The 26,540-nt window shown below is 67.4% G+C and carries 27 protein-coding genes; 17 read left to right on the top strand and 10 right to left on the bottom strand.

Annotation, left to right across the window (positions count from 1 at the left end):
- Positions 1 to 168: 168 nt before the first annotated feature.
- Genes G332_RS0108490 through mnhG form a run of 7 tightly spaced genes read left to right on the top strand, consistent with a single transcriptional unit; the run spans position 169 to position 5,900 of the window.
- The gene (locus tag G332_RS0108490) at positions 169 to 2,472 is read left to right on the top strand and encodes a putative monovalent cation/H+ antiporter subunit A (protein ID WP_019626569.1); all 2,304 of its coding nucleotides are present in this window, start codon (positions 169 to 171) and stop codon (positions 2,470 to 2,472) included.
- The gene (locus G332_RS0108485) at positions 2,469 to 2,894 is read left to right on the top strand and encodes a Na+/H+ antiporter subunit B (RefSeq protein ID WP_018870188.1); all 426 of its coding nucleotides are present in this window, start codon (positions 2,469 to 2,471) and stop codon (positions 2,892 to 2,894) included. The genes G332_RS0108490 and G332_RS0108485 overlap by 4 nt, the downstream gene beginning before the upstream one ends.
- Positions 2,891 to 3,244 carry a Na+/H+ antiporter subunit C gene (locus tag G332_RS0108480; protein WP_019626568.1) on the top strand — a complete coding sequence of 118 codons (354 nt, stop codon included), beginning with the start codon at positions 2,891 to 2,893 and terminating at the stop codon, positions 3,242 to 3,244. Before G332_RS0108485 ends, G332_RS0108480 begins: the two co-directional genes overlap by 4 nt.
- Complete coding sequence (locus tag G332_RS0108475; protein ID WP_019626567.1) at positions 3,241 to 4,755, top strand: Na+/H+ antiporter subunit D; 1,515 nt, start codon at positions 3,241 to 3,243, stop codon at positions 4,753 to 4,755. The genes G332_RS0108480 and G332_RS0108475 overlap by 4 nt, the downstream gene beginning before the upstream one ends.
- The gene (locus tag G332_RS0108470) at positions 4,752 to 5,225 is read left to right on the top strand and encodes a Na+/H+ antiporter subunit E (protein WP_019626566.1); all 474 of its coding nucleotides are present in this window, start codon (positions 4,752 to 4,754) and stop codon (positions 5,223 to 5,225) included. Before G332_RS0108475 ends, G332_RS0108470 begins: the two co-directional genes overlap by 4 nt.
- A complete protein-coding gene (locus tag G332_RS0108465) occupies positions 5,225 to 5,506 on the top strand; it encodes a monovalent cation/H+ antiporter complex subunit F (RefSeq protein ID WP_018870184.1) in 282 nt (93 codons plus the stop codon). The genes G332_RS0108470 and G332_RS0108465 overlap by 1 nt, the downstream gene beginning before the upstream one ends.
- Complete coding sequence (gene mnhG / locus G332_RS0108460; RefSeq protein ID WP_019626565.1) at positions 5,499 to 5,900, top strand: monovalent cation/H(+) antiporter subunit G; 402 nt, start codon at positions 5,499 to 5,501, stop codon at positions 5,898 to 5,900. Before G332_RS0108465 ends, mnhG begins: the two co-directional genes overlap by 8 nt.
- 146 nt (positions 5,901 to 6,046) lie before the next feature.
- Here mnhG and G332_RS0108455 read toward each other — a convergent pair whose 3' ends face one another.
- Positions 6,047 to 6,496, bottom strand: a complete 450-nt coding sequence (locus tag G332_RS0108455) for a hypothetical protein (protein ID WP_019626564.1) — start codon at positions 6,494 to 6,496, stop codon at positions 6,047 to 6,049.
- 253 nt (positions 6,497 to 6,749) lie between these two features.
- Between G332_RS0108455 and G332_RS0108450 the strand changes: the two genes are divergently transcribed.
- Positions 6,750 to 7,448, top strand: coding sequence for a metalloregulator ArsR/SmtB family transcription factor (locus G332_RS0108450; RefSeq protein WP_019626563.1), 699 nt, complete (start codon positions 6,750 to 6,752; stop codon positions 7,446 to 7,448).
- Positions 7,445 to 8,761 carry an MFS transporter gene (locus G332_RS0108445; RefSeq protein WP_019626562.1) on the top strand — a complete coding sequence of 439 codons (1,317 nt, stop codon included), beginning with the start codon at positions 7,445 to 7,447 and terminating at the stop codon, positions 8,759 to 8,761. Before G332_RS0108450 ends, G332_RS0108445 begins: the two co-directional genes overlap by 4 nt.
- Positions 8,762 to 8,796: 35 nt before the next feature.
- On the opposite strand, the gene G332_RS0108440 is transcribed toward G332_RS0108445, so the two are convergent.
- Positions 8,797 to 9,255 carry a DUF6231 family protein gene (locus G332_RS0108440; RefSeq protein WP_019626561.1) on the bottom strand — a complete coding sequence of 153 codons (459 nt, stop codon included), beginning with the start codon at positions 9,253 to 9,255 and terminating at the stop codon, positions 8,797 to 8,799.
- Positions 9,256 to 9,349: 94 nt separating this feature from the next.
- Here G332_RS0108440 and G332_RS0108435 point away from each other — a divergent pair, with 94 nt between their 5' ends.
- The 5 genes from G332_RS0108435 to G332_RS0108415 all read left to right on the top strand — a co-directional run bounded on the left by G332_RS0108435 (position 9,350) and on the right by G332_RS0108415 (position 15,166).
- Positions 9,350 to 9,832 carry a Crp/Fnr family transcriptional regulator gene (locus G332_RS0108435; protein ID WP_019626560.1) on the top strand — a complete coding sequence of 161 codons (483 nt, stop codon included), beginning with the start codon at positions 9,350 to 9,352 and terminating at the stop codon, positions 9,830 to 9,832.
- Positions 9,833 to 9,856: 24 nt separating this feature from the next.
- Positions 9,857 to 10,651 carry a YdcF family protein gene (locus G332_RS0108430; protein WP_019626559.1) on the top strand — a complete coding sequence of 265 codons (795 nt, stop codon included), beginning with the start codon at positions 9,857 to 9,859 and terminating at the stop codon, positions 10,649 to 10,651.
- 233 nt (positions 10,652 to 10,884) lie between these two features.
- The gene (locus G332_RS0108425) at positions 10,885 to 13,038 is read left to right on the top strand and encodes a hypothetical protein (protein ID WP_019626558.1); all 2,154 of its coding nucleotides are present in this window, start codon (positions 10,885 to 10,887) and stop codon (positions 13,036 to 13,038) included.
- Between the two features lie 88 nt (positions 13,039 to 13,126).
- Positions 13,127 to 13,759, top strand: a complete 633-nt coding sequence (locus G332_RS0108420) for a YdbL family protein (RefSeq protein WP_019626557.1) — start codon at positions 13,127 to 13,129, stop codon at positions 13,757 to 13,759.
- Between the two features lie 39 nt (positions 13,760 to 13,798).
- Complete coding sequence (locus G332_RS0108415; RefSeq protein WP_019626556.1) at positions 13,799 to 15,166, top strand: YihY/virulence factor BrkB family protein; 1,368 nt, start codon at positions 13,799 to 13,801, stop codon at positions 15,164 to 15,166.
- Between the two features lie 29 nt (positions 15,167 to 15,195).
- Here G332_RS0108415 and G332_RS0108410 read toward each other — a convergent pair whose 3' ends face one another.
- On the bottom strand, positions 15,196 to 15,627 hold the full coding sequence (locus tag G332_RS0108410) for an SRPBCC family protein (protein ID WP_019626555.1): 432 nt from the start codon (positions 15,625 to 15,627) through the stop codon (positions 15,196 to 15,198).
- A 366-nt stretch (positions 15,628 to 15,993) separates the two neighbouring features.
- Here G332_RS0108410 and G332_RS0108405 point away from each other — a divergent pair, with 366 nt between their 5' ends.
- From G332_RS0108405 to G332_RS0108395, 3 genes are read left to right on the top strand one after another with little or no spacing between them, the layout of a single operon-like run.
- The gene (locus tag G332_RS0108405) at positions 15,994 to 16,452 is read left to right on the top strand and encodes a hypothetical protein (protein WP_019626554.1); all 459 of its coding nucleotides are present in this window, start codon (positions 15,994 to 15,996) and stop codon (positions 16,450 to 16,452) included.
- A 30-nt stretch (positions 16,453 to 16,482) separates the two neighbouring features.
- Complete coding sequence (locus tag G332_RS0108400) at positions 16,483 to 17,610, top strand: efflux RND transporter periplasmic adaptor subunit (protein WP_019626553.1); 1,128 nt, start codon at positions 16,483 to 16,485, stop codon at positions 17,608 to 17,610.
- Complete coding sequence (locus G332_RS0108395) at positions 17,607 to 20,753, top strand: efflux RND transporter permease subunit (protein WP_019626552.1); 3,147 nt, start codon at positions 17,607 to 17,609, stop codon at positions 20,751 to 20,753. Before G332_RS0108400 ends, G332_RS0108395 begins: the two co-directional genes overlap by 4 nt.
- Here G332_RS0108395 and G332_RS0108390 read toward each other — a convergent pair.
- From G332_RS0108390 to rsxC, 7 genes are all read right to left on the bottom strand, one after another.
- Positions 20,731 to 21,156 (bottom strand): DUF1841 family protein, encoded by a 426-nt coding sequence (locus tag G332_RS0108390; RefSeq protein WP_019626551.1) that lies wholly within the window; start codon positions 21,154 to 21,156, stop codon positions 20,731 to 20,733. The genes G332_RS0108395 and G332_RS0108390 overlap by 23 nt on opposite strands.
- 26 nt (positions 21,157 to 21,182) lie before the next feature.
- Positions 21,183 to 21,830, bottom strand: coding sequence for an endonuclease III (gene nth, locus G332_RS0108385; RefSeq protein ID WP_019626550.1), 648 nt, complete (start codon positions 21,828 to 21,830; stop codon positions 21,183 to 21,185).
- 65 nt (positions 21,831 to 21,895) lie between these two features.
- Positions 21,896 to 22,333, bottom strand: a complete 438-nt coding sequence (locus G332_RS0108380; RefSeq protein WP_019626549.1) for a hypothetical protein — start codon at positions 22,331 to 22,333, stop codon at positions 21,896 to 21,898.
- A 108-nt stretch (positions 22,334 to 22,441) separates the two neighbouring features.
- Positions 22,442 to 23,143, bottom strand: coding sequence for an electron transport complex subunit E (locus tag G332_RS0108375; RefSeq protein ID WP_019626548.1), 702 nt, complete (start codon positions 23,141 to 23,143; stop codon positions 22,442 to 22,444).
- Positions 23,140 to 23,826 carry an electron transport complex subunit RsxG gene (gene rsxG, locus G332_RS0108370; RefSeq protein WP_019626547.1) on the bottom strand — a complete coding sequence of 229 codons (687 nt, stop codon included), beginning with the start codon at positions 23,824 to 23,826 and terminating at the stop codon, positions 23,140 to 23,142. The genes G332_RS0108375 and rsxG overlap by 4 nt, the downstream gene beginning before the upstream one ends.
- Positions 23,819 to 24,880 (bottom strand): electron transport complex subunit RsxD, encoded by a 1,062-nt coding sequence (gene rsxD, locus G332_RS0108365; protein ID WP_019626546.1) that lies wholly within the window; start codon positions 24,878 to 24,880, stop codon positions 23,819 to 23,821. Before rsxD ends, rsxG begins: the two co-directional genes overlap by 8 nt.
- Positions 24,880 to 26,523: an electron transport complex subunit RsxC gene (gene rsxC / locus G332_RS0108360; RefSeq protein ID WP_019626545.1), complete on the bottom strand. Its 1,644-nt coding sequence runs from the start codon at positions 26,521 to 26,523 to the stop codon at positions 24,880 to 24,882. The genes rsxD and rsxC overlap by 1 nt, the downstream gene beginning before the upstream one ends.
- Between the last annotated feature and the right edge of the window lie 17 nt (positions 26,524 to 26,540).

Here is a 26,540-nt window from a genome sequence, read left to right as displayed (position 1 = left end):
TGTTCGGGGGAAACCGGGCTTCTTGCGCGGCCCTGGCCCAGCCGGTAGGCTTCGTCGCTCGGTCGCCTGGGGTGGTTGGTGTTCGGCCCCGCTGCGACGGAAAAGCGCCCTTTGCGTGACTTTGCCGTTGCGCCCGTAGCCCGGAACTGAAAGGACTGAACTGGCCGGATGCTCTACGCGATTCTGTCAATATTTCTGGTGGCAGCGGTTGCCCCCGTGGTCCACCGTCTGACCGGCCGTGCCAGCGGCTGGGTGCTGGCCCTGCTCCCGGCGGCGCTGTTTGTCTATTTCGCGAGTTTCCTGCCCGCCGTCGCGGGGGGCGAGAGCGTGCGCCTGGCCTGGCAGTGGATGCCCGGGCTGGATGTCCAGTTCTCCTTCCTGATCGACGGCCTGTCGCTGATGTTCGCGCTGCTGATCGCGGGCATCGGCGTGTTCGTGGTCAGCTACGCCGGGCGCTACCTCGAGGCGCACCGCGACCTCGGGCGCTTCTACGTCCTGATCCTGTCGTTCATGGGCTCCATGCTGGGGCTGGTGCTGGCCGACAACATCATCCTGATGTTCATCTTCTGGGAGCTGACCAGCATCACCTCCTACCTGCTGATCGGCTTCAACCATGAGCAGTTGAAGGCGCGCAAGGCCGCGCTGCAGGGCCTGATCGTGACGGTGGGCGGCGGTCTGGCCCTGCTCGCCGGTCTGGTGCTGCTGGGCGTGGCCTCCGGGTCCTGGGAGCTCTCGGAGATCCTGGCCGGAGAGGACTCGCTGCACGAGCATGCGCTGTATCTGCCGCTGGTGATCCTGATCCTGCTGGGCACCTTCACCAAGTCGGCCCAGTTCCCGTTCCATTTCTGGTTGCCCAACGCGATGGCCGCGCCCACGCCGGTCTCGGCCTACCTCCACTCGGCCACCATGGTCAAGGCGGGCGTTTATCTGATGGCGCGCCTGAACCCGGAGCTGGGTGGCACCGAACTGTGGACCTGGACGCTCGGCCTGTTTGGGGCGGTGACCATGTTCACCGGCGCCTGGATGGCCATCCAGAGCACCGAGATCAAGAAGCTGCTGGCCTATTCCACGGTGATGGCGCTGGGCACGTTGACCATGCTGATCGGGATCGGCACACCGTATGCCGCGATGGCCGGCGCGACCTTCCTGCTGGCGCATTCGCTGTACAAGGGCGCGCTGTTCATGCTCGCCGGTTCCATCGACCACGGCACCGGCGAGAAGGAAGTCCCGAACATGGGCGGGTTGCGCCACGCGATGCCACTGACCGCGGCGTTCTCGGTGATCGCCGCGCTGTCGCTGGCCGGGCTGCCGCCGCTGTTCGGCTTCGTCGGCAAGGAACTGATGCTGGAGGCGGCCCTGGGCGCGCCGGACGCGCTGGCCGTGGTCCTGCCGCTGCTGGCGCTGGCCTCGGCCATCCTGGTGGTGGCGGTGGCCGCGATCGTCGGGCTGCGGCCATTCTTCGGTGCGCGTCGGGAATACAAGCGCACGCCGCATGAATCGCCGGGCGCGATGCTCGCAGGGCCGGCGGTGTTGTCGGTGCTGGGTCTTGTCCTCGGTCTGTTCCCGGCGCTGGCGCAGCCGCTGGTGGCGGCCACCGCGATGTCCATCCACGGGGCCGATACCGGCATGGAGCTCAAGCTGTGGCACGGCATCAATCTGCCGCTGGGCATGTCGCTGCTGAGCCTGGCCGCGGGTCTGGTGATCTATCGCTTCTGGGATTCGGTGCGTGCCGGCATCGGGCGCATCATGGTGCCGGTCGGACGCATCGCGCCGGAGCGCGGTTACGAACGCTTCATGGACGGACTGGTGTGGTTCTCGGCGTTCCAGACCCGGGTCCTGCAGAACGGCTACCTGCGCACCTACGTGATGGTGACCATGCTGACCACCGTGGCCCTGGTGGTCGGGACCTTCGCGGTGCTGGGCGGCTTCGAGGTCTCGGTGCGCTTCGACGACATCCTGATCCACGAGTGGGTGATCGTCGCCCTGGTGGCCCTGGCGGCGATGTTCGTGGCCACCACGAATTCGCGGCTGGCCGCGGTGGCCTCGCTGGGCATCGTGGGCTTCGGCATGGCCCTGATCTACGTGTTTTTCAGCGCGCCGGATCTGGGGATCACCCAGGTCCTGGTCGAGACCCTGACCGTGATCCTGCTGGTGCTGGTGCTGTTCCGCCTGCCGGGCTTCCTGAAATTCTCCAATCCGCTCACGCGGGTGCGTGACGTGATCGCCTCGCTGGCGGTGGGCGTGACGATGACCGCGGTGCTGATGGCCACCCTGGGCGTGCAGTACTTCCCGGCGATCTCCGAATACCACATCGCCGAGTCGGAGCCGTCGGCTTACGGGCGCAACATCGTCAACGTGATCCTGGTCGACTTCCGCGCTCTGGATACCTTGGGCGAGCTGTTCGTGCTCGCGCTGGCGGCGGTGGGCGTGTACGCAATGATCAAGTTCCGCGCGGAGGACCGCAAGTCATGATGGCTGGCTCGCTCATCCTGCAGACGGGGACGCGGCTGCTGCTGCCACTGCTGCTGCTGTTCTCGGTGTTCCTGCTGCTGCGCGGCCATGACGAGCCGGGCGGCGGATTCATCGCCGGTCTGGTGGCGGCGATGGCCTTCGCGCTGTACATGTTCGCCTTCGATGTCTACAAGGCGCGCGCCATCCTGCGCATCGACCCGCGCAACATGCTGGGCATTGGTCTGCTGCTGGCGACCCTGTCGGGCGTACCGGCGCTGCTGCAGGGGCGTGCCTATCTGACCTCGCTGTGGTGGGACGTGGAGGTCCCGCTGTTCGGCGAGCTCAAGCTCTCCACCCCGCTGGTGTTCGACATCGGCGTGTACCTCGTGGTGATCGGCACCGTGCTGACCATCGTCCTGGCCCTGGCGGAGGCGGAAGAATGACTGCGGAACCCCTGCTCGCGATCCTGGTGGGCGTACTGTTCGCCACGGCCACCTACCTGATGCTGCGGCGCAGCCTGGTCAAGCTGGTGATCGGCCTGATCCTGCTGTCCAACGCCGCCAATCTCCTGATCTTTGCTACCTCGGGCCTGACCCGGGGCGCGCCGCCGCTGATCCCCGAGGGCATGCTGACGCCCGACGGCGTGGTGGCCGACCCGCTACCGCAGGCCCTGATCCTCACCGCGATCGTTATCAGCTTTGGCGTCCTCGCCTTTGCGGTGGTGCTGATCCATCGCGCCTACGAGGTGGTGGGCGCGGATGACCTGGACGAAATGAAGGATACGGACACGTGAGGATCGAGGTCGCCCTTCCGGTCATCATCCCCCTGTTTTTCGGGGCGCTCGCGCTGGCCTTCTGGCAGTGGCGCGGGGTGCAGCGCGTGGTCGGCGTGGTGGGCGGCCTCTCGCTGACCGCCGCCGGGGTCTGGCTGCTGGTGGCGGTATGGAAGGACGGCGTGCTGGCCATGCACATGGGGGGCTGGCAGGCGCCGTTCGGCATCGTGCTGGCGGCCGATCTGCTGAGCGCGACCATGGTCCTGCTGACCGGCGTGATGGGGCTGATCGTCGCGTTGTATTCGCTCGTCTCGATGACCCGGGATCACGAGCGCTTTGGCTACCACCCGCTGCTGCAGTTGCTGCTCGCCGGGGTCGCAGGGGCCTTCCTCACGGGGGACATCTTCAACCTGTATGTGTGGATCGAGGTGCTGCTGGTCGCCTCGTTCGCGCTGCTCATCCTGGGCGGCGAGCGCGCGCAGATGGAGGGGGCGATCAAGTACGTCACTCTCAATCTGGTGTCTTCGCTGATCCTGCTGGCCGCGGTGGGTCTGACCTACGGCCTGTTTGGTACGCTGAACATGGCGGAGCTGGCGGCCTACATGGGCGAGGCCGAGAACACCGGCCTGGTGACCGTGGTGGGCGTGCTGTTCATGGTCGCCTTCGCGATCAAGGCCGCGGCCTTCCCGCTGTTCTTCTGGCTGCCGGCGTCTTACCACACCCCGCCGGTGGCGATCTCGGCGATCTTCGCCGCTCTGCTGACCAAGGTCGGGGTGTACGCGCTGATCCGCTTCTTCACGCTGATGTTTACCGAGGCCCCGGAGGTCACCCAGAATATCCTGTTGTGGGGTTCCGGCTTCACCATGCTGGTGGGCGTGCTGGGCGCGGCGGCGCAGTTCGAGTTCCGCCGCATCCTGGCCTTTCACAGCGTCAGCCAGATCGGCTACATCATCATGGGCCTGGCCCTGCATACCCCGCTGGCGCTGGCCGGTTCGCTGCTGTTCATCCTCCATCACAGCATCGTCAAGACCAACCTGTTCCTGATCAGCGGGATTTCCTATTTCGCCCGTGGCACGCACGAGTTGAAGGATCTCGGCGGGCTGTACCGCACGCACCCCGGACTGTCAGTGCTGTTTCTGATCTCGGCGCTGTCGCTGGCCGGTCTGCCGCCGCTGTCCGGGTTCCTGGTCAAGCTGATGCTGGTGCGCGCGGGCCTGGAGGTCGAGGCCTACTGGATCGTGGCGATCGCGTTGATCACCGGCCTGCTGACCTTTTACTCCATGGTCAAGATCTGGGCCGAGGCGTTCTGGAAGGCTGACCCCCGCGGCGAGCAGGCTCCGGCCAACGGGCCGGCGTGGCCCGGGCGTGGCGGCCTGTGGTTGCTGTATGCCCCGGTGGCGGCACTGGCGGCACTGGCGGTGCTGATGGGTGTGGCGGCCGAGCCGTTCCTGCAGCTGGCCATGGCTGCCGGTGAGCAGATGCTGGACGTGGATGCCTATGTCGAGGCGATCCTGGGGGACGACGCGCGATGAACCTGCTCGCACTCAACCTCCTGCTGGCGCTGGCCTGGATGATGCTGACGGGCAGTTTCACCGCGACCAGCCTGCTCTCCGGTCTGGTGTTCAGTTACATGGCCCTGTGGGTTGCGTTCAACCGCAAGGCGGATCACGGCAGCTTCTTCTGGAAGGTGCCGAAGGTGATCTCCTTCATCGCGTTCTTCATCTATGATCTGATCAAGGCCAATCTGGTGGTGGCCTGGGACGTCCTGACGCCCACGCATCTGATGAAGCCCGGGGTGATCGCCTTCCCGCTGCGCGCCCATACCGATGCGCAGATCACCGTGCTGGCCAATCTGATCTCGGTGACCCCGGGCACGCTGAGCCTGGATGTCTCCACCGATCGCAAGGTGCTGTATATCCATGCGATGTACCTGCACGACGAGGACAAGCTGCGGCGCGAACTGCAGGACCTGGAAAGCCGCGTGATGGAGTTGATCGACTGATGCCGATTCTCGACTGGGCCGTGAACGCGACCTTCGTGATCCTCAGCCTGGCGCTGGTGATCATCTTCATACGCCTGATCAAGGGGCCGAGCCTGCCCGACCGGGTGGTGGCGCTGGAACTGATCGCCTCACTGACCGTGGGGTTCATCGCCACGCATGCGGTGGCGACCGGCATGGCCAATTTCCTCGACGTGGCGGTGGTGCTGGCGCTCACCGCGTTCCTCGCCGCGGTGGGCTTCGCGCGGTATCTGGAGAAGGGGGGGTACCGCAGTGATGATTGAATGGATCACCGCCTTACTCCTGCTGCTGGGCTCGCTGCTGATGCTGCTGGCGGCGCTGGGGGCGCTGCGCATGCCCGACCTGCTGACCCGCATGCATGCGACCACCAAGGCCGGTGCGCTGGGTGGTGGCACCATGGTGGTGGCGGTCGCGGTGTTCTTCGATGACGGTGCGGTTACCGCCCGCGCGCTGGCGATCGTGGCGTTCATCATCCTGACCGCCCCGGTGGCTGCGCACCTGATCGGCCGTGCCGGCTATTTCGTCGGTATCCCGCTGTGGGAAGGGACCCTCAAGGATGAACTCAAGGGTCGCTACGATCCCGAGACCCACACCCTTGCCTCGGAGGAGGCAAAACGCCCCACCCCGACCGAAGAGCGCAAGCACGACCGCGACTGACCTCTCTCCGGAGCCCCTCGCCCGGGGTGGAGATTGCGGCCGGCGCGATTTGCGACGTAATTTCGCTGACACAAAAAAGCCGGGGCCCGCAGGCCCCGGCAATTCCACGCTTCACGTACGAAGGGGTGTCCGGAGAGACGCGACGATCAAGCAGCGTGCGTTTCCTTGGCCTCGCGCGCAGCCTTCGCCTCTTCCGGGGAATAGGCGGCGCCGGACCAGAGCATCTCGTAGGCGATCTCCTCGTTGCCGTTTTCGCACAGCTCAAGCACGTCCTGGAACAGGGGCTGGAAGGTCTCGCTGCGGTGCGAGGCTTCGTGTTCTTCCAGGCTGCGCCAGAAGGTGATGATCAGGGCTTCCTTGTCCTTCATCGGGCTTTCCACGGCCTGACCGATGGTCGAGCCCTCGTTGGAGACGGCACCGGAGTTGAGCGACACGAAGCCACCGACGAAGCCGGTGTCCGAGTGGTAGGTCTTCACGTTTTCGCAGAGCACGGCGACGCGTTCCTGCAGGTCGTCAATGCTGTATTCCGGCTTGAGGATCACTCGGTTGATGGTGACCACGCCGTCGGCCGGGAAGTTGTTGATCAGCTGGCTCATGACGTCCTCCTTTTGCAGGGGAAGGGTGCCCGTGGGCACGGGATAGTCATTCAGTTAGTAAGCAACTTCTAATCGAAGTTCCCTAGTAAATTACTCAGGAATTCCTGCGTTCGCCAGAATGCCCCAAAAACCGGAGGGTCCGGTCCCGCGCGGGTGCGCAACGGACGGCTGAAAGGGGTTACGAGGCGGACGCAAGCCGGGCATTTGCGTTGGTGGCGCGCCCTGGTTAGCTTATATTCCAAAGAATATTGGAATGTATGTGGTGTCCGGACGCGAACTCAAAGATCTCCTGTACGAGCAGGTGGCCCGCATTGCCCGGGCGGCCGCCAGTCCCAAGCGGCTGGAGCTGATCGAGATCCTCGTACAGGGGGAGAAGAGTGTCGAACAACTGGCGGCCGACGCGGAGATCAGCGTGAAACTGGCCAGTGCCCACCTGAAGGAGCTGCGCCTGGCGCGGTTGGTGGAGGCGCGGCGCGAGGGTCGGTACATGTTCTACCGCCTGGTCGATCGGCATGTCGCCGATTTCTGGGTGATGCTGCGAACATTGGCAGAGGAGCGGCTGCTGGAGCTGCAGGCCGCCACCCGTGAGCTGGCCGAGGGCGGGGGTGACCTGGCCCCGATGGCGGGTCCGCAGTTACTGGAACAGGCACGGCGCGGCGAGGTGATTGTGCTCGACGTTCGGCCGGATACGGAATATGCCCATGCCCATCTCCCTTGTGCGCGGTCTATCCCGGTTGATGAACTGCGCGATCGCCTGGGCGAGTTGCCTGCCGACCGCCCGGTGGTGGCGTACTGCCGGGGACCGTACTGCCTGATGGCGAGTGACGCCGTGGCGATCCTGGAGCAGTTCGGGTTCCAGGCCAGCCGTCTGGAGGATGGGGTCGCGGAATGGCGCTATCAGGGCCTGCCGCTGGCGACTGCCGCCCACGATGACGAGGATTGCCACGCGTGACGGACCATCACAAGGCCGCGGAGGCCTACGCCCATCTGGCGCACGGGATTCGGGAGAACCTGGGACAATTCGGGCAGCAACTGATCCAGGTGTTCTTCGTTGGCCTGACCATCGGGATGATGCGAACGGTCGTGCCGGCGCTGGCGGAGAGCGAGTTCGGCGTGGCCGAGGGCTCGTTCATGCTGCTGACGGCGTTCGTGGTCGCCTTTGGGGTCGTGAAGGGGGTGCTCAACTTCGTTGCCGGGCGTCTGTCCGAGCGGCTGGGGCGCAAGACGGTCCTGATGCTGGGCTGGGCGGCGGCCATCCCGATCCCGTTCCTGATCCTCTACGCACCGTCCTGGAGCTGGATCGTCGCGGCGACCGTACTGCTGGGCGTGAACCAGGGGCTGGCGTGGTCGATGACGCAGACCGCCAAGATGGATATCACCCGCGCCGACGAGCGCGGCTTCACCATGGGCATGAACGAGTTCTCCGGGTATGTCGGGGTTGCCGTGGCGGGGATCGTGACTGGCTATATGGCGGCCGCGTTCGGGCCGCGCTGGGGCCTGCTGATCTTCGGCCTGGTGGTGATCGCCGTGGCGATCGTGATGACCGCGGTGTTCGTGCGCGAGACGCTGGACTGGGCGAAGGCCGAGGGTGCCCGGCATGCGGCCGGTCAGGCCAGCGGGCCGGTGCCGCGCTACCCGACCAACATCCCCGATACGCCGACGACCTGGCAGGTGTTCACCCTGATGTCCTGGCGTGACCGGCGCATGGCGGCGTTCAGTCAGGCCGGGCTGGTGGAGAAGTTCGTGGATGCGCTGGTCTGGGTGTTCTACCCGGTGTTCCTGTATCAGCAGGGGCTCAGTCTGGCGGCGATTGGCTGGGTCGTCGGGATCTACGGCTTCGTCTGGGGCGGTTCGCAGTTCCTCACCGGGCGCCTGTCGGATCACGTGGGGCGGCGCCAGCCGATTATCTGGGGAATGTGGATCTGTGGCGGCGGGGTGGCACTGACGCTGCTCGGCGAGGGCGTGCTGTGGTGGTCCTTCGCGGCGGCGGTGACCGGGTTCGGGATGGCGCTGCTGTACCCGAACCTCAGCGCCGCGGTGGCGGACATCGCGCACCCGAACTGGCGTGGCTCGGCCATCGGGACCTATCGCTTCTGGCGTGATCTGGGCTATGGCGTGGGTGCGCTCGGGCTCGGGATTGTGGCCCACCTCGGCGGTAGCGTGACCTGGGGCTTCTGGTTCGTGGCGATCGCCATGTTGGCATCCGGTGCCGTGGTCTGGTGGTGGGGCGAGGAGACCCATCCGCGCCTGAATCCGGACGACTGACGGTCCGTGCCCGCTCCGGGCCGGCGGCGGCCGGGCTACCAGCGGGCCTTGTCCCACATCTCCGGGTTGGCCCAGAAACGCGCGTTCAGCCAGTCCGGTGTCAGCTTGTAGTCGTACAGGCTGGTGCGGTAGACGGCGTGATCCGGGAGGACCGCCTCGGCGTCCGGGTCGCGGCGGTACCCGAGTGCCAGGAAGTCGTTCAGACCCCAGCGGTGATCGTCCAGTCGGTGCAGGATCAGGACTTCGTCGGCCCAGCGGTCGCGCAATCCACCCAGCAGTTGCTGCCCGGTGGGGACGCCCAGGGCGCTCAGGGTATCCAGCAGCAGCACCAGCGGCACGCGTTGCTGCGGTGGCGTCGCGAGGAAATCGGTGACCATGATCGGTTCCAGACCCTCGGGCACTGATGCCGGGTTCGGACCGGCAAACAAGAGCACCGCACGGCCATTCCGCAGGCGGCGTGGCAGGTGTTGGCGCAGGGCATCAAGATCCAGCAAGGCGTGCCTCCGGTGAGGCCCCGTTCGGGGCCGCGTTCGTTATACTCTAATCTACTCGAACACCTTCCGCGGAAACGCCAAAAGGAAGCCCTTCATGTCCAAGGAACTGCTGACCGAATTTCTCTCCAAGCATCCGATCTCCGCATCGCTGACGCCCGCCGAGGTCGAGGTCCTGCTCGAATACCTGGATGTGGTGGAGACCCACCACAAGCAGGTGATCGCGGATATCGGCGAGGTCGGGGAGGCGTTGTTCTTCGTGGTGAGCGGCACTGCCGCCCTGTACCACGATGACGGCAACCAGGAGATCGAGGTCGGACGCATGCAGACGGGCGAGCTGGCCGGATCGATGTCCTTTTTCGACCGTGTGCCGCGCGGCGTGCGCATGCGCGCGCTGAGTGACAACACCCGCCTGCTGCGGTTGTCGCGCTCGATGTATGACCGCCTGCGGGTAGAGAACCCCTACATCGCAGTGAACCTGCTCGAGTTTGCGATCATCAGCCTGGATCATCTGATCCGGCGTGTGTCCGAGGACGTGGCCACCTACGCTCATTACCTCTACTCACCGGGCAAGAAGTAGCACCGGGCAGCAGCGGATAGCGTCGTGCTCCCCGGCCTGCAGACGCTGCTCGAATATCTGTTGCTCCCTCCCGGGTTGGGAGTGCTGCTCACCCTGAGCGGCATCGTCCTGTGGCGTGCGGACTGGCGCGGCGGCCGCCCGCTGCTCGCCCTGGGGCTGCTGGCACTGGTGCTGCCCAGCCTGAATATCGTGGCCCAGCCGCTGGCGCACAGCATCGAGCGTGAGCTGCGAGACGGCGTGATCGCAGTGGGTGGGGCCGATGCCATCGTGGTGCTGGGCGGGGGCCGCTGGCCGGGGCGCGCGGAGGATGGCGGCCGTGATGCCTTGAATCCACACACCCATGAGCGCCTGCGCCACGCCGCGCAGCTGCATCGCGACACCGGCCTGCCGATCCTGGTATCCGGCGGTCGGCCGGGGGCATTGCCCGGGCGCCGCTCCGAGGCCGAATTGATGGCCGCCAGCCTGCAGTCGGACTTGCACGTATCCGTACGCTGGCTGGAGGGGACCTCGCGCAATACCTGCGAAAATGCCACCCACAGTCGGCAGCGGCTGCAGCACGCCGATGTCCGGCGCGTACTGGTGGTGACCCACGCCCTGCACATGCCGCGTGCCCTGGCATGCTTCGAGCGTGCCGGTCTGGCGGCGGACCCGTCCCCCACCGGGTTCCGTGGTCCGACCGGAGACCCGTGGCGACCCGTGGATTTCCTGCCGGGGCTGGAGGCCCTGGAGACCTCGCGCTTCGCGCTGCGCGAATGGCTGGCGCGGCTGCTGCAACCGCTGCGTGACCGCCTGGCGGCGGCGAATGCTCTTTCCGGATGAGGTCCGGGGCCACTTCTGAAGAGGTAACCCGCCGGCGCTCGATCCGCATTGGCGTCCGGGTCGCGTGGGGTCACTGGCGTGGCCTCATCGCTCACGCCTTCATTGCCCATTCCATGACCCATTTCATTACCCATGGCCTGACCAGGACCGGAACCGTCCGCGCAGGGGGGCTGCGGGGCGGACCGGCGCGACAAGGGTCCGGGGCGTTCACGGCGCCCGGCACGCGTGTCGGCATGTCCGCCGGCACGACCGGGCGTGCGGGCGTGATCCCGGCCGCTGGGGGCCACAGCCGCACCCCGCCAACGATCGCAGTCCCGCAGCGGCGTGATCGACGCCCGTGGGCGGCCGCGGCCCTGATTCTGCTCCTGGTGCTGGCAGCTGCAGGGCCGCTGGCGGCGGAGGCCCGGGACGGAGGGGCAGGCGGCTTTGCGCTGGACCTTCAGCTGGAGTCCCTGTTGCGCGACGGTCTGGATGCGCGTGGTCTGAGCACGCGCGTGGGCTGGTCTGCGGGCGGCGTTTCGGTGGAGGTGCGGGCCGACCGCATCGCGCTGCCGGAGCCGGTGGGTGTGGTGACTGCGGTGCGCGCTGTTTGCGACGATCTGCGCCTGGGGCAGGAGACCGTGCGCTGTGACGCGGCGCGGATCTGGGGGGATGCCGGGGATCTGCAGTTGCAGGGCGCACCCGTTCGCCTGCACTGGGGTCGTCGTTCCGGGGTCATCGAGGTCGCCGGGGACTGGCCCGGCTGGTTCGGGGCGCATGGAGATTTCCGCGTGCGTCTGGACCCCGAGCGCGGTCCACAGTTGCGCACGGCACTGGCCGACCTGGATCTGGCGGCGCTGGCCGCTTCCCCTCGCATTCCGGTGGAGTTGCCGGTGCAGATCGCGCAGGGGCGGGCCGATCTGGCGCTGGACTGGCAACCGGACGGTCATTCGCAGGCGCGCCTGCAGGTGCAGGAACTGGCCTTCAGCGATGCCTTCGGGTTGCGCGCCGGGGAGGATCTGGACGCGCGCCTGGCAGTGTCGGGGGACGCAGGCGGCTGGGAAATCGAGGCCGCGCTAACGGCCGGGGTCGTGTTCGCGGATCCCTGGCTGCTCGATTTCGATGACGCCGCCGTGGAACTGCTCGCGGACGGGCTGCGCGTGGATGGCGCGGGCGGGCGCTGGCGGGCCCGGACCCTGCAGCTGGCCATGGGTACGGCGGCCTCGCTGCAGGGCGAGGCGCTGGCATTTGCCCCGGAGGAGGGGCTGGACGGCGCATTTACGGCCGACATCGAGGCCCTCGGGGCGGTCTACGAGACGTTGCTGTCGCCGTTGCTGGTGGGCACTGCGCTGGGCGAGCTGGATACGGCGGGTCGGCTGCGCGCAGAATTCGCGTTGCAGGGGTCGGAGCCGCGACAGGCGCGAGTGGAGTGGTCGGAGCTTGTGGCCGAAGACCGCAGGGGACGGTTCGGGATTGCAGGGGCGGTGGGCGCGCTGGACTGGTCCGCGCAGCGGCCGGGCGATCCCGGCTGGATCGGGCTGCAGCGCGCGCACCTGTACGGGCTGCCGTTCGAGGCGTTTGCGGCCCGGGTGCGGATGCTGCCACTGGGAGTGGAATTGCTGGAACCCACCGAGGTACCGATCCTCGATGGCGGTCTGCGGGTAGGCGCCTTGCGCCTGGAGCAGACCGATAACGGGCCCGATCTCCGGTTCCAGGGGGGCATTCGTGCCATCAATCTGGAGCCGTTGACCGCGGTACTGGGCTGGCCCCGGTTCTCCGGCCGCATTGCCGGAGTCATCCCGCGGGTGCGCCTGGAACAGGGGGATCTGAACGTCGATGGCCGGCTGCTGATGCAGGTTTTCGATGGCGAGGTCGTGTTACGCGATGTCTATATCCACGACCTGTTCGGGTATGCCCCGGAACTGGGACTGTCCACGCAGATCGAACGCCTGGATCTGGAGCTGGTGACGCGGGCCTTCGACTTCGGGCGTATCCAGGGGCGGCTGTCGGGCCATGTAGACGACCTGGTCATGGTGGACTGGACGCCAGTCCACATGAACCTGGAACTGATGACCCCCCGGGAAGCCCCGGGCCGGCGTCGCATCAGCCAGCGGGCGGTCGAGAACATCACCGAACTGGGTGGTGGGCTCCAGGCCGCGGCGTCGTCGATCTTCCTGCGCGTGTTCGAGAACTTTTCCTACCGCCGGCTGGGGTTTCGCTGCGAACTGCGTGGTCAGGTGTGTACCGCCTCCGGGGTCGCGGATCGTCCGGATGGCGGTTTTGTACTGGTGCAGGGCGGCGGGCTGCCGCAGATCCAGGTGATTGGTTACAACCGGCGTGTGGACTGGCCCGAACTGATCGACCGGCTGGCGAACATCCAGGCCGGCGATGGCCCGGTCATGCAGTGATCGCGGGCGGCGTTTGGTTGCGGTTCAGCATGATGGTGTAGATTGGGAGGCGCACGGGAATCGCCCGTCCGAACAAGGAATAGCAGGCATGAAGGTTTTCTGGAGTATTCCGGGCATGGCCCTGGTGTTGGCGCTGCTCGCGGGTTGCGTGACCATCAATATCTACTTTCCCACCGCGGCCGCGGAAGAGGCGGCGCGCGCCATCGTACGGGATGCCCTGCAGGTGCCCGAGGCGATCCCCGAGGAGGATTCCGGGGCCGCAACGGAGGGCGAGACCGGCGCCTGGCATGATCCCGATGCCGGCCAGGCCGCGATGCCGGCCCTGGCCTGGGTACTGGACCGCCTGATTCCGCCGGCGGCCGCGCAGAGCCCCGACCTGCAGATCCAGACCCCGGCGATCAACCGTATCCGTGCCTCCATGCGCGACCGGTCGTCGCAGCTGGCACCGCATTTTCGCAGTGGGGCGATCGGCTTTGGCAACAACGGGGATGTCGTGATTCGTGATCTTTCCGAGGTGCCGTTGCGGGATCGCAGCGCGGTGCAGCGCCTGGTCAGCGAAGAGAACTCGGATCGCGAATCGCTTTATCGGGAGATCGCGCGGGCCAATGACCGCCCGGACTGGGAACGCCAGATCCGCGAGACCTTTGCCCGCGTCTGGGTGGAAGAGGCGCCGTCCGGTTACTGGCACCAGGACGCACGCGGCCAGTGGCAGCAGAAGTAGGGGCAGCGTGAGGCAGAACGACAGCACCAGGATGTCGCCATGGCCAGGCTAGGCCTGGTCGAACGTCTGGACCTGCGGCGGCGCTGGTTGCTGGAGCGGGTCAACGACACCGATCTCTCGCAACTGCCCGCCTGGCAGGCGCTCCCGCTGGGCATGCTGCGGGGGCTTTTCGCGCTGGTGCGCGAGGCCGCCGAGGGGCAATTGACCTTGCGGGCGATGAGCCTGGTCTACACCACGTTGCTGTCCATGGTGCCGTTGCTGGCGCTGTCGTTTTCGGTGCTGAAGGCCTTCGGTGCCCACAACGCCGTGGAGCCGTTCCTGCTGGGGGTGCTCGAGCCGCTGGGCGAGCAGGGGGTGGAGATCGCCCACAACGTGCTCGACTTTGTCGACAACATGCGCGTGGGCGTGCTCGGCTTCGTGGGCCTGTTGTTCCTGGTGTACACGGTGATTGCACTGGTGCAGAAGATCGAGCTGGCGTTCAACACCATCTGGCGGGTGGAGAACAGCCGCAGTCTGGCTCAGCGCTTCTCCAATTATCTGTCCGTGATCCTGATCGGTCCGGTACTGGTGGTCTCGGCACTGGGGCTTACCGCGACGGTGATGTCTTCGGCCGCGATGCAGGCGATTGCCGGGGTCGAACCCTTCGGCATGCTGATCACCGAGATCTCGCGGCTGGTGCCATACATCCTGATCATCGCCGCGTTCGCGTTTATCTACGTGTTCGTGCCGAACACCCGGGTCAAGATCCTTCCGGCGCTGATCGGGGCCGTGGTGGCGGGTGTGCTGTGGCAGAGCGTAGGCTGGGTGTTCGCCAACATGGTGGCGGGTTCCACCCGCTATGCGGCGATCTACTCCAGCTTCGCGATCATGATCATGTTGCTGATCTGGATCTATCTTGCGTGGCTGATCCTGCTGATCGGCGCCAACGTGACCTTTTTCGTGCAGCATCCGGAATACATGAACGTGCGCGGCCTGCGCCTGAACCTGGCAGGTGCGGCGCGGGAGCGCATGGGACTGCACCTGATGCAGCAGGTGGGGCAGCGCTTCCACGACGGGCGCCCGGCTCCCACCATGGACGAGGTGGCCGCGAGCCTGGCGATACCCGGCAATGCGCTGGTGGAGGTCACCAGACGACTGGAAGATGCCGGGCTGTTGCTACGCGCCGGGAGCGAGGCCTCCCACCTGGTGCCGGCGCGGGATCTGGATGCGATCCGCGTGGATGCGATCCTGGCCGCACTGCGCGAGGACAGCGACGACCACGCCATTCGCCGCCTGCGCGGCAGCCAGAGCGTGGAGACGACATTGCAGGAGGTGGAACACGCGCGCGAGATGTGTCTGAACGGGCGCACCCTGCGCGATCTGCTGGTGCCCCCGGATGCCGCGAACGCGGCGGCGGAGACGGCCTGACACCCGCCTTCTGGCGGGGTACGGCAGGGTCAGGAACTGGCCGCTGCGGCGTCCAGGCGCTGCTGCACCCGGGTCATCAGCTGGCCCGACACCCGGTCGACCAGGGACTGTGCGGCGCGCCGCACCGCCGCATCGAGGATCGGATTCAGCTTGTACTCCAGTTCGAACTCCACGCGTGTACGGCCCTCGCCCTCGGGGCTCAGGTGGTAGCTCCCCCGGTTCTGCACCCCGCGAATGGAGCGCCAGGCAAAGTGTTCCGGCGCGATGGCGCTGCAGACCTCGACGTCGAAGTCCATGCGCATCCCGGCGGCGCGGATGGTCCAGCGATACCGGTCGTCGTCCAGGCTCTCGATCTGTTCGACGTGGTCGCAGAGATCGACAAAGTTGGGAACGTGACTCAACAGCTCGAAGACCTCTTCCGGTTCGGCGCGCAGGGAGGTGATGTGGGAGATGGTTCGCATGGGATTGTCTTTTCTGCTGAGCGTTTCCTGTAAGAGCCTGGACCGGGCCGGGGGTTCCCTGCAACCGCTGCGGGTATTCCGCGCGCAGGACGTCGCAGCTCACCTGTAGCAGAATGGCGGTATGTCACCGCGCATTCAACGCCGGCAAACGCGACGCAGCGGTGAGTATGTACCGTTCAGGTGCCTGGCGGCTCCGGGCGATCCGCGTGAACGTGGCGCAACGCACCATGCCTCATGGGCGCACGTCGCTTGCTGGGATTCGCCGAGTGCATCCGGTCCCGAGCCCCGGCGAGTGGCGGATGCTCGTTGCTCATCCAGAATCTGACAGGTGCCTGGAACCCCTTTCCCGACCAAACGGACCTCCGTATGAATGCTGCGCCAGAAGGACCCGAATCCGAATTCCTGCAACGCTTCGAGGCCGGTTCCACCGGCATCCTGTACTGGGAGCAACTGGACCGGTTGTGGGCGTTGCTGCGTGACCGCGCCGACAGCGGCTGGTATGTCTACGCCGTGGGCGACCAGGTGCCCGAGGCGCCGGTCGGCGCGGATGTTTTCCGGCGTTTCATCGATGAGGTCGACATCCTGCTGCGCCAGGATCACGACGAGGACTACTGCGGGATCGTCTACGTTGATGATCGCGAGGCACCGGAGTTCGTGAAGATCTTTGACCCGAATAACCTTGGCGCCAGCTGTGGGTCTTCGGGCCTGCGCGTGCTGCCGGGCTGGGTGCTGTCGCGGGTGCCACCGGTGGATCTGGAGGCGGCAGTGCCGCCGACCGGCAGCCGCCGGCGCTGGTGGCAGCGCCTGTTCGGCGGGGCAAGATGAGTACCGTCGGCACACAGCGGAGACGGGGCGATGGCTGATTCCTGGTGGCAGCGCCTGCGCGGACAGGCGCGCGTGCTGCTCGCGCTGGGCATCCTGCTGCTGGTGATCCTCTGGATCGCCTCGGGGATGCTCGGGCGCGAGTCCGACGAGGCGCCGCGGGCGGCCGCGCCGCAGCCGATAGCGGTGGCCGTGACCGCGCTGGAGGCGGAGCCGGTGGAGCGCCTGCTGGTGCTGCAGGGGCGGGTGGAGCCGGATCTGCGCGTGCTGGTGCGCGCCGAGACCGCCGGCCAGGTGGCCGAGTGGGAGGTGGCCCGCGGGGCACGCGTGGCCGCCGACGCGCCGCTGGCGCGGCTGCGCATGGACGACCGCGAGGCACGCCGGCGCCAGGCGATCGCGCGGCTGCGCGGGGCCGAGAGCGAATACGAGGCCGCCCAGCGGCTGCACGATCAGGGCCATGTGTCGCGCACCCAGCTGGAGGCCCGCGAGGCCGAGCGCGAGGCCGCCCGGGCAGAGCTTGAGGCGATCGAGCTGGATATCCGCAACACGCGGATTATCGCCCCGGTGGACGGGGTAGTGAATCAGCGCCTGGCGGAGCGGGGCGACTTCGTGGGTCGAGGTGATCCGGTGGCGGAGATCGTGGACAACGACCCGCTGCTGGCGGTGGTGCATGTGCCGCAGCACCAGATCGGGCGCGTGGAGCCGGGCCAGGCGGCGCGCATCCGCTTCCTCGACGGGCGTCGCGCCGAGGGCGAGGTGCGGTTCGTCTCGCGGGTGGCCGAGGTCGGCACCCAGACCTTCCGTGTGGAGGTCGAGGTCCCGAATGCCGGCGCGGCGCTGCCCTCGGGGATCAGCGCCGGGGTCGAGATCCCGACCGAGACGGTCGCGGCGCACAAGCTGTCGCCGGCCTGGATGGGGCTGGATGACAGCGGCCGGGTCGGGGTGAAGACGGTGGATGACGACGACCGGGTGGTCTTCCACGCGGTCGAGGTGATCCGGGCCGCCACGGACGGCGTCTGGGTGACCGGGCTGCCGGAGCGCGCGCGGGTGATCACCATCGGCCACGGCTTCGTGACCCCGAGCGAGACCGTGCGGCCCCGGCCCACGGAGGCATCGACGGGCGCGGCCGAGCCGGAGCCGGTGGGCGAGGCCCTGCGGTGAAGGCCCTGATCGCCTGGGCGGTGGAGCACGCCCGGACGGTGCTGCTGTTCCTGCTGCTGATCCTGGTGCTGGGCGCGACCGCCTATCAGGTGGTGCCCAAGGAGGCGGCCCCCGAGATCGACATCCCCATATTCTTTGTCTCCGTGCCGTATCCGGGGGTCAGTCCGGAGGATGCGGAGCGCCTGATGCTGCGCCCGCTGGAGCGCGAGCTGCAGACCCTGCCCGGGGTGGACGAGATGCAGTCCTGGGCCGGCGAGGGCTTTGCCCTGGTGCGGCTGGACTTCGAGCCCGGCTGGGACAACCGCCGGGCCCTGTCGGATCTGCGCGAGGAGGTTGACCAGGTGCGCCCGGAACTGCCCGCCGGGGCGGAGGACCCGAGCGTCTCCGAGGTCGATCTGTCGCTGTTCCCGGTGCTCACGCTGAACCTGTCCGGGGCGCTGGACGAACGCACGCTGGTGCGTCTGGCGCGCGACCTGCGCGACCGCGTGGAGGCGATCCCCGGGGTGCTGGAGGCTGATGTCGGCGGCGACCGCGAGGAGCAGATGGAAGTGCTGGTCGATCCGCTGGTGCTGGAGACCTTCGAGCTGTCGTTCGACGAACTGACCCGGGCGATCGAACGCAACAACCGCCTGATCGCGGCGGGGGCGCTGGATACCGGGGCCGGCCGCATCCCGCTGCGGGTGCCGGGCACCATCGACGATGTCGACGACGTGCTGGATACCGCGATCCGGGTGGAGGGCGACGCGGTGGTGCGGGTGCGCGATGTCGCCGAGGTCCGCCAGAGCTATCTGGACCCGGAAGGCTTCACCCGCATCGACGGCCAGCCCTCGGTGTCGCTGGAGATCCGCAAGGCCTCGGAGGCCAACATCCTGGAGGTGGTGGCGGCCGCGCGCGCGACCATCGAGGCGGCGCGGGCCGACTGGCCGGAGACGGTCGAGGTCACCTACCTGCAGGACATGGCGCGCGATGTCGACGACCTGCTGGGCGATCTCGAGAACAGCGTGATCGCCGCGGTGCTGATCGTGGCGCTGGTGATCCTGGCGATGATGGGGGCGCGCGCGGCCCTTTTGGTGGGCATGGCGATCCCCGGGGCCTTCCTCGGCGGCATCCTGGCGATCTACCTGATGGGCTTCACGCTCAATGTGGTGGTGCTGTTCGGGCTTATCCTGGTGGTCGGCATGCTGGTGGACGGTGCGGTCGTGGTGGTGGAGCTTGCCGACCGCTATGTGGCCGAGGGCATGCCGCGGCGGGAGGCGTTCCGCGCCGCGGCGCAGCGCATGTCCTGGCCGATCACCACCGCGATTGGGACCACGCTGGCGGTGTTCGCGCCGATGCTGCTGTGGCCCGGCATGGTCGGCGAGTTCATCGTCTACCTGCCGGCTACGGTGATCGTGACCCTGATCGCCTCGCTGGCGATGGCACTGGTGTTCATCCCGGCGCTGGGGTCGGTGATTGGCCAGAACCGGCCGATCAACGCGGCCCAGAGCCGCTACGTGCGCGCGGCCGAGGAGGGCCGCTATGACGAACTGCAGGGTCTGACCCGCGCCTATATCCGCCTGCTGAAGCCGCTGGTGCGCCGCCCCGTCTGGACGCTCGCGGGCACGCTGGCGCTGGTCGCCGCCGCCTATGCGCTGTATGCCCAGCAGGGGCGCGGGGTGGAGTTCTTCCCGCAGGTGGAGCCCGACTTCGTGCAGGTGCAGGTACAGGCGCGCGGCGACCTGTCGGTGTGGGAGGCGGACGCCCTGGTGCGCCAGGTGGAGGGGCGCCTGCAGGGGGTGCCGCAGATCCAGCATGTCTATGCGCGGACCATCGGTACCCAGCTCGGGCGGTTGCAGGGCGATTACCCCGAGGATGTCATCGGGCTGATCCAGCTGGAACTGGTCTCCTGGCGCGAGCGCCCGCCGGCGGCCGCGATCATCGAGGAGCTGCGCGAGCGTACCGCCGACCTGCCGGGTATCCGCCTGCAGTTTCGCGCCCAGGAACGCGGGCCGCGCGAGGGCCGGCCGATCGTGGTCGAGGCCTCCAGTCGCCAGGCCGACCGCATTGCGCCGGTGATCCGCGAGGTCCGGACGGCGATGGACGAGCTGGGCGGCTTCGAGGATGTGACCGACGATCTGCCGCTGCCCGGGGTGGAGCTGGAGGTGCGCTTCGACCGCGAACAGGCGGCGCGCTTTGGCGTGGATGTGCCGCTGCTGGGCGAGGGTGTGCAGCTGCTGACTCGCGGCATCCAGCTTGGCAGTTACCGCCCGGACTACAGCGACGAGGAGGTGGATATCCGCCTGCGCCTGCCGGCGGAGCAGCGCCACCTGCAGCAGCTGGCCACCCTGAATCTGCCGGGCGCGACCGGGCTGGTGCCGCTGGCGCATTTCGCGGAACTGGTGCCGGTACCGGCCACCGGCCTGATCAAGCGCCGCGACGGCGACCGTGCCTACACCCTGGAGGCGGATGCGGCCAGCGGTTTCCTGGTGGACGAGCGCCAGCGGGCGCTGGAGGCGCGCATCGCCGGCATGGACCTGGACCCGGAGGTGCAGCTGCGGTTTCGTGGCCAGGCCGAGGAACAGGCCGAGGCGGCGCGCTTCCTGCTCGCGGCCTTTGCGCTGTCGCTGTTCCTGATGCTGGCGATGATGGTTACCCAGTTCAACCGCTTCTCGCAGGCGCTGCTGGTGATGTCGGCGATCGTGTTCTCCACTGCCGGGGTGCTGCTGGCCCTGCTGCTGCGCGGCGAGCCATTCGGGATCGTGATGAGCGGGATCGGGGTACTGGCGCTGGCCGGGATCGTGGTGAACAACAACATCGTGCTGATCGACACCTACAACGAGCAGCGTCGACGCGGGCTGGATGCCCTGGAGGCGGCCTTGCGCGCGGCGGCCCAACGCATGCGGCCGGTGCTGCTGACCGCGATCACCACCATCCTCGGTCTGATGCCGATGGTGCTGGCCTGGACCGTGGACTTCGCCGGCAGGGATTTCTACGTCGGGGCGCCGGTGACCGGCTTCTGGGTGCAGCTCGCGACCGCGATCGCCGGGGGGCTGTTCATTGCCACGCCGCTGACGTTGCTGTTCACCCCCGCGATGCTGGTGCTGCTGGATCGGTTGGGACTGGATCGCCAGCCCGCGCCGGCTACCGGCTCGCCAGGCGCTTGAGGCACTCGAGGTAGGCGTTCTCGTCCGGTGCCCTGTTGCTGCGCTGGGCCTCCCACAGGGTCTGGCCGAGGCATTCCATCATCCGGTGTTCCGCGTCCATCACGCCAAACCGGGCGCACAGGCCCTGGTGCAGTTCGCGGATGCCCGCGGGCCGGTCGGTACGCGCCTGGTCGCGCAGGCTCAGGTGCATCGCCATGTGCAGGAACGGATTGGAGGTGCCCAGCTCCGGCGGGAACTCGCCGGTCAGCGCGGTCTCGCGGTCCTTCAGGTATTCGTGGTACTCGGGGTGTTCCGAGATCACGTCCACCAGTTGCTGCTCCAGGTCGGTGACGGCCTCGCCGGCCTGCGCCTTCTGCCAGGCGTCGACGAACTGGGTACGGATCTGGTCACGGTTGCCGTACATGCGGGTTGTCCTCGGAGTTGGGGGTGTCAGGCGCCCGCGGGCGGCGGGGTCTTGGCCTTGTATTCGCACAGGTCCGCGATCGGGCAGCGCCAGCATTCCGGTTTGCGGGCCTTGCAGACATAGCGGCCGTGCAGGATCAGCCAGTGATGGGCGTCCTGCAAGTAGGCCTTCGGGGTCAGGCGCATCAGGCGCTTCTCCACCTCGAGCACGGTCTTTCCCCTGGCCAGCCCGGTGCGGTTGGCGACCCGGAAGATATGGGTGTCCACCGCGATGGTGGGGACGCCGAAGGCGGTGTTGAGGATGACGTTGGCGGTCTTGCGGCCCACACCCGGCAGGGCCTCCAGCGATTCGCGATCCCGCGGCACCTCGCCGCCATGGCGTTCGGCCAGGATGCGGCAGGTCTTGATTACGTTCTCGGCCTTGGCGTTGTACAGGCCGATGGTCTTGATGTGTTCCTTCAGCCCGTCCAGCCCCAGATCGAGGATGGCCTCGGGGGTATTGGCGACGGGGTAGAGGCGGCGTGTGGCCTTGTTGACGCCGACATCCGTGGCCTGGGCCGACAGGATGACCGCGATCAGGAGTTCGAAGGGGGTGTCGTACTCGAGCTCGGTGGTCGGCTCGGGATTCGCCGCCTTCAGGCGCTCGAAGATGGCTTCTCGCTTTGCGGCGTTCATGCAGTGGTTCCAACGCAAACCGGCCCCGCGGGGGGCGGGGCCGGATGGTCTTCGTCAGGCCGGAATCAGACGTGACGGAAGAGGCCGACATCCGGCGCGGCGTCGCGCGGGTTGGATTCGGCTTCCTTCTCCAGGTCCTTGATCATCTTGGCGTGCTTTTTCTCAAGGTCCTTCATCGCCTTTTCATCCAGCTTGGGGAAGATGACGTCGCGGATGAACGAACCCAGTTCGTCCATGCAGCTCGGCCAGTACTTGTCGTTCAGGTGGAAGGCGTGATGGGCGTGGGTGCCCATCGGATAGCTGTCGAACCTGGTGATCATGGTGAAGGACAGGTCGGCGTCCTTTTCAACGAAGTCCTTGGCCCAGTCGTACCACCACTTGTAGTACTTCTCCTGCAGGTCGTCGTTGAACCCGTGGTTCTCGAAAAAGGCGGCGATGTTGCCGCGCGGGGCGAGGCCGTAGCGCGTGCCGCGCTTGCCAGCAAACGGGAAATGTCCAGCCATGCCAATCTCCTGGAATGTTTGAGTGTCCGGGACGGGTCGCCCCGGTGGAACGGATTCGTGGCGCCGGAAGTTTACCGGCTGACGGCCAGGAATCAAGGCCGGTCCGGTTCAGGCGTTGTCCGGGGCGGTATCGGGTTCGTTGGTGCTCTCGTCGCGGCTGGCGGTCGGTTCCGGTTCCAGCTGGCTGTCGATCCAGTTCTTCGCGGCGATCAGCAGGCCCATGGCCATGAAGGCGCCCGGTGGCAGCAGGGCCAGCAGGAACCCGTGCTCGGACGGGTAGAACTGCAGGGTGAGGTTGTGGCCCCAGTTGCCGAACAGCAGGTGGGCATTGGCCATCAGCGTGCCCTGGCCGAGGATTTCGCGCAGGGCGCCCAGCGCGATCAGCACGCCGGTGAAGCCCAGGCCCATCATCAGGCCGTCCAGCGCGGCGCGCGGGACCGAGTTGCGCGAGGCGAAGGCCTCGGCGCGCCCGATGATCGCGCAGTTGGTGACGATCAGCGGGATGAAGATGCCGAGGATCAGGTACAGGCCGTGGAACCAGGCATTCATGGCCAGCTCGATCGCGGTCACGATGGAGGCGATGATCAGGACGTACACGGGGATGCGGATCTCCGGGCGCGCGTGGTTGCGGATCAGCGAGACCAGGACATTGGACAGCAGCAGGGTCAGGGTGGTCGCGATGCCGAGCCCGATCGCGTTGACCATGGTGCCGGAGATCGCCAGCAGCGGGCACAGTCCCAACAGTTGCACCAGACCGGGGTTGTTGTGCCACAGGCCGTCGCGAATGATGTCGGTCAGGGTCGGGTTCATGGGCGTTCCTCGTCCGTGTGCGGTGCTGCGACCGGCTCGACCGGGGAGGGCTCGTCTTCCGGTGTGTCGGACAGCAGTGCGTCGCGGTGTTGGTCGAAGTATTCCAGCGTACGGCGGACGGCGCCCACCACCGCACGCGGGGTGATGGTGGCCCCGGTGAACTGGTCGAACACCCCGCCGTCGTGGCGCACGGCCCATTGGTCGGGCGGGGGATCGCCGAGGGAGCGACCGGCGAAGCCATGGATCCAGTCGGATCGTTCTGCCTCGATCGCATCGCCCAGTCCCGGCGTCTCGCGGTGGCTGGAGACGCGCACGCCCAGCAGTTCGCCATCGCGGTCGACGCCGATCAACAGATGGATGCTGCCACTGTAGCCGTCCGGGGCCACTGCGGAAAACACGATCCCCATGACCGCATGATCCCGGTCGCGGGCGAACCAGGCCGGCAGGTCGTGGCCGCCCAGCAGTTCGTGGCTCAGTGTCACGGTGTCCTGCACCGGATCGTTGGCGTAGGCCAGGTCGCCAGTCAGATCGGCAATGCGGTTGCGGTTGACCTGCATGCGGTTCTCCGCGATGCGGGCCTCGGTTCCCTCCTGCACCAGTGCGACCAGACCGGCGCCGGCGCCGGCGAACCCGGCGAGCAGGAGCATCGCAATCAGGATGTTGCGCGGGTTGAGTTCAGGCATGACCGTCCCCCGGCGGTGGACCGCCCCGGGTGCGTCCGAAGATCCGGGGCCGGGTCAGGTGGTCCAGGGTGGGGGCGACCATGTTCATCAGCAGCACGGCAAAGGCGACTGCATCCGGATAGCCGCCCCAGGTGCGGATCACGAAGATCAGGACACCGATGCCGGCGCCGTACAGGATGCGCCCCAGCGGGGTGGTTGAGGCCGAGACGGGGTCGGTCGCGATGAAGAAGGCGCCGATGATTACCGCACCGGAGAACACATGGAAGGCCGGCGAGGCGTAGGAACCCGGGTCGAGCATCCAGAAAAATCCCGCCGGGATCGCAACCCCCAGGATCACCGCGACCGGGATGTGCCAGTGAATGACACGTCGGAACAGCAGGTACAGCCCGCCCAGCAGGAAGAAATTGCCGATCCATTCCCAGCCCGTCTCGGTGAAGCTGCCGAACACCGGGCTGGCGGTGATTTCGTCCACCGTGCGCCCGGACACCAGGCCCTCGCGCATCGCATCCAGCGGGGTCGCCCGGGTGACGCTGTCCCACTCCTGGGCGGCCGGGAGGCTGCCGGTCAGGACCGTCTGCAGGGTCTGCAGTAGGGTCAGCGGGGATTCCGGGAGCGTATCGGGGGCCGGCCACAGCGCCATCTCGCGCGGGAACGAGACCAGCACGACCACGTACCCGACCATTGCCGGGTTGAACGGGTTGTAGCCAAGCCCGCCGTACAGGTGCTTGGCGACAATGATCGCAAAGGCGATCCCGATCAGCGTGACCCAGAACGGTGCCAGCGGCGGGATCGCCAGCGCGAACAGCCAGCCGGTGACGAGCGCGGAGTTGTCGGCCAGGGTGGCCATTACCGGCCGCTTGCGCGCGGCCACCATGGCCGCCTCGAAGGCTACCGCGAACAGTACGCCCAGCAGCACGTTGACCAGCACGCCCCAGCCGAAGAACCAGGTCATCGCCAGGGTGCCGGGCACCAGCGCCAGCAGGACCTGTTGCATCACCCCGCCCACGGAGTGGGCCGGGATGATGTGCGGCGAGGACTCGGTGCGAAAGCGCATCAGCGGGGGTCTCCGTCGCGGGGTGCATCCGTGTCGGACGCGGGATTCGAGTCGGCGTCACCGGAGGGCGTGGACTCCGCGGACTTGCCCCCCTGTTTTTCGGCAGCGCGGGCGGCCTTCTTCGCGCGGGCGCGCTCCAGCGCGGCCTGGATGGCGGCCTGCTTGTCGCTGTCGCCCTGGCTTTCCTCGGGCTTCTTTTTGACGGCGGCCTTCTTCCTGGCCAGGCGTTCGGCCTTCTCGCGCTCCTCGCGTTCGATCCGTTCCTGGCGGAACTCGTAGCGATCGCGCGCGATATCCGACTTCTGGCGCTCTTTTTCGCGCGCCCATATCTCGTTCTTCGCGTAGCGGTAGTACTGCACCAGGGGAATGTTGCTGGGGCAGACATGCGCACAGCAGCCGCACTCGATGCAGTCGAACAGCCCGTAGTCCTGGATCGCGTCGAAGTCCTTGGCCCTGGCCTGCCAGTAGAGCTGCTGCGGCAGCAGCTGGGCCGGGCAGACGGCCGCGCACTCGCCACAGCGGATGCAGGGCATCAGGGGGCCGGGCGGCGGGGTGTCCTGCGGGCGTGTGGCGAGCAGGCAGTTGGTGGCCTTGATCACCGGGATGGCGTCGTCGTGCACGGCGAAGCCCATCATCGGGCCGCCCATGACCAGTCGGTCCACGTCGTCCGCATAGCCGCCGGCAGCTGCGATCACGTCCGCAAAGGGCGTGCCGATCAGGGCATGCACGTTGCGCGGATGCCGCACGCCGGGTCCGGTGACGGTCACGATGCGCGAGACCAGAGGCCGTCCCTGGATCACAACGTCGCAGATGGCCCGGAAGGTGCCCGGATTGTGGCAGACCACGCCAATGTCGGCCGGCAGGCCCCCGCTGGGGACCTCCTGCCCGGTCAGCACCTTGATCAGCTGGCGTTCGCCGCCGGTGGGGTAGATCGCGGGGATCGAGACAAGCCGGACCCAGTCGCGCAGCTCGTCGGGGAGCGTCTCGGTGAGGATGCGCATGGCCTCCGGCATGTTGTCCTCGACGGCAAACAGCACGCGGTCCACCTGCAGCAGGTGGGCAACGATGCGGATGCCCTCGAACACGGCCTCCGGGGCGCTGCGCAGCAGCATGTCGTCGGCGCTGATGTAGGGCTCGCACTCGGCACCGTTGACGATCAGCGTATGGATGCGTTGTCCGGCGCGCGGATTCAGCTTGACCGCGGTCGGGAAGGCAGCGCCACCGAGGCCGACGATCCCGCCGTCACGCACCCGTTGCCGCAGCTGGCGGCGGTCGCGGGTGTCCCAGTCCAGCCACGGTTCCATGCGCGTGTCGCCCCAGTCATCGCGGCCGTCCGCCTGGATGACCACGCAGGGGGCGCTGAGCCCGGAGGGGTGCGGAACCGGATAGTGGTCGATCGCAACCACCTGCCCGGAGGTTGGAGCGTGCACATGGGCGGCGATATAGCCCTTGGACTGGCCGATACGCTGGCCCTTGGTCACGCGATCGCCGACCTGCACGCAGGGTTCCGCCGCCTCGCCGATATGCTGCCCCAGTGGCACCGTGAGCCGCGACGGCACGCCCATGACCAGCACCGGATCGGCGGTGCTGGCTGCGGTTTCGTCGGGCAGTTTCAGGCCCCCGTGGAAGCGATGCAGCTGCATAAGCGTATTCTAACGGT

The sequence above is a fragment of the Thioalkalivibrio sp. ALJT genome (assembly GCF_000381825.1).
Taxonomy (GTDB): Bacteria; Pseudomonadota; Gammaproteobacteria; order Ectothiorhodospirales; family Ectothiorhodospiraceae; genus Thioalkalivibrio.
Note: the sequence above shows the minus strand (reverse complement) of the source record. Positions and strands in the feature narration are given on the sequence as shown.

Coding starts and splice junctions, on each gene's coding strand:
- G332_RS0108490 (WP_019626569.1), top strand. CDS start 169: ATGCTCTACGCGATTCTGTCAATATTTCTGGTGGCAGCGGTTGCCCCC.
- G332_RS0108485 (WP_018870188.1), top strand. CDS start 2,469: ATGATGGCTGGCTCGCTCATCCTGCAGACGGGGACGCGGCTGCTGCTG.
- G332_RS0108480 (WP_019626568.1), top strand. CDS start 2,891: ATGACTGCGGAACCCCTGCTCGCGATCCTGGTGGGCGTACTGTTCGCC.
- G332_RS0108470 (WP_019626566.1), top strand. CDS start 4,752: ATGAACCTGCTCGCACTCAACCTCCTGCTGGCGCTGGCCTGGATGATG.
- G332_RS0108465 (WP_018870184.1), top strand. CDS start 5,225: ATGCCGATTCTCGACTGGGCCGTGAACGCGACCTTCGTGATCCTCAGC.
- mnhG (WP_019626565.1), top strand. CDS start 5,499: ATGATTGAATGGATCACCGCCTTACTCCTGCTGCTGGGCTCGCTGCTG.
- G332_RS0108455 (WP_019626564.1), bottom strand. CDS start 6,496: ATGAGCCAGCTGATCAACAACTTCCCGGCCGACGGCGTGGTCACCATC.
- G332_RS0108450 (WP_019626563.1), top strand. CDS start 6,750: ATGTATGTGGTGTCCGGACGCGAACTCAAAGATCTCCTGTACGAGCAG.
- G332_RS0108435 (WP_019626560.1), top strand. CDS start 9,350: ATGTCCAAGGAACTGCTGACCGAATTTCTCTCCAAGCATCCGATCTCC.
- G332_RS0108425 (WP_019626558.1), top strand. CDS start 10,885: ATGTCCGCCGGCACGACCGGGCGTGCGGGCGTGATCCCGGCCGCTGGG.
- G332_RS0108420 (WP_019626557.1), top strand. CDS start 13,127: ATGAAGGTTTTCTGGAGTATTCCGGGCATGGCCCTGGTGTTGGCGCTG.
- G332_RS0108415 (WP_019626556.1), top strand. CDS start 13,799: ATGGCCAGGCTAGGCCTGGTCGAACGTCTGGACCTGCGGCGGCGCTGG.
- G332_RS0108410 (WP_019626555.1), bottom strand. CDS start 15,627: ATGCGAACCATCTCCCACATCACCTCCCTGCGCGCCGAACCGGAAGAG.
- G332_RS0108405 (WP_019626554.1), top strand. CDS start 15,994: ATGAATGCTGCGCCAGAAGGACCCGAATCCGAATTCCTGCAACGCTTC.
- G332_RS0108400 (WP_019626553.1), top strand. CDS start 16,483: ATGGCTGATTCCTGGTGGCAGCGCCTGCGCGGACAGGCGCGCGTGCTG.
- G332_RS0108390 (WP_019626551.1), bottom strand. CDS start 21,156: ATGTACGGCAACCGTGACCAGATCCGTACCCAGTTCGTCGACGCCTGG.
- nth (WP_019626550.1), bottom strand. CDS start 21,830: ATGAACGCCGCAAAGCGAGAAGCCATCTTCGAGCGCCTGAAGGCGGCG.
- G332_RS0108380 (WP_019626549.1), bottom strand. CDS start 22,333: ATGGCTGGACATTTCCCGTTTGCTGGCAAGCGCGGCACGCGCTACGGC.
- G332_RS0108375 (WP_019626548.1), bottom strand. CDS start 23,143: ATGAACCCGACCCTGACCGACATCATTCGCGACGGCCTGTGGCACAAC.
- rsxG (WP_019626547.1), bottom strand. CDS start 23,826: ATGCCTGAACTCAACCCGCGCAACATCCTGATTGCGATGCTCCTGCTC.
- rsxD (WP_019626546.1), bottom strand. CDS start 24,880: ATGCGCTTTCGCACCGAGTCCTCGCCGCACATCATCCCGGCCCACTCC.
- rsxC (WP_019626545.1), bottom strand. CDS start 26,523: ATGCAGCTGCATCGCTTCCACGGGGGCCTGAAACTGCCCGACGAAACC.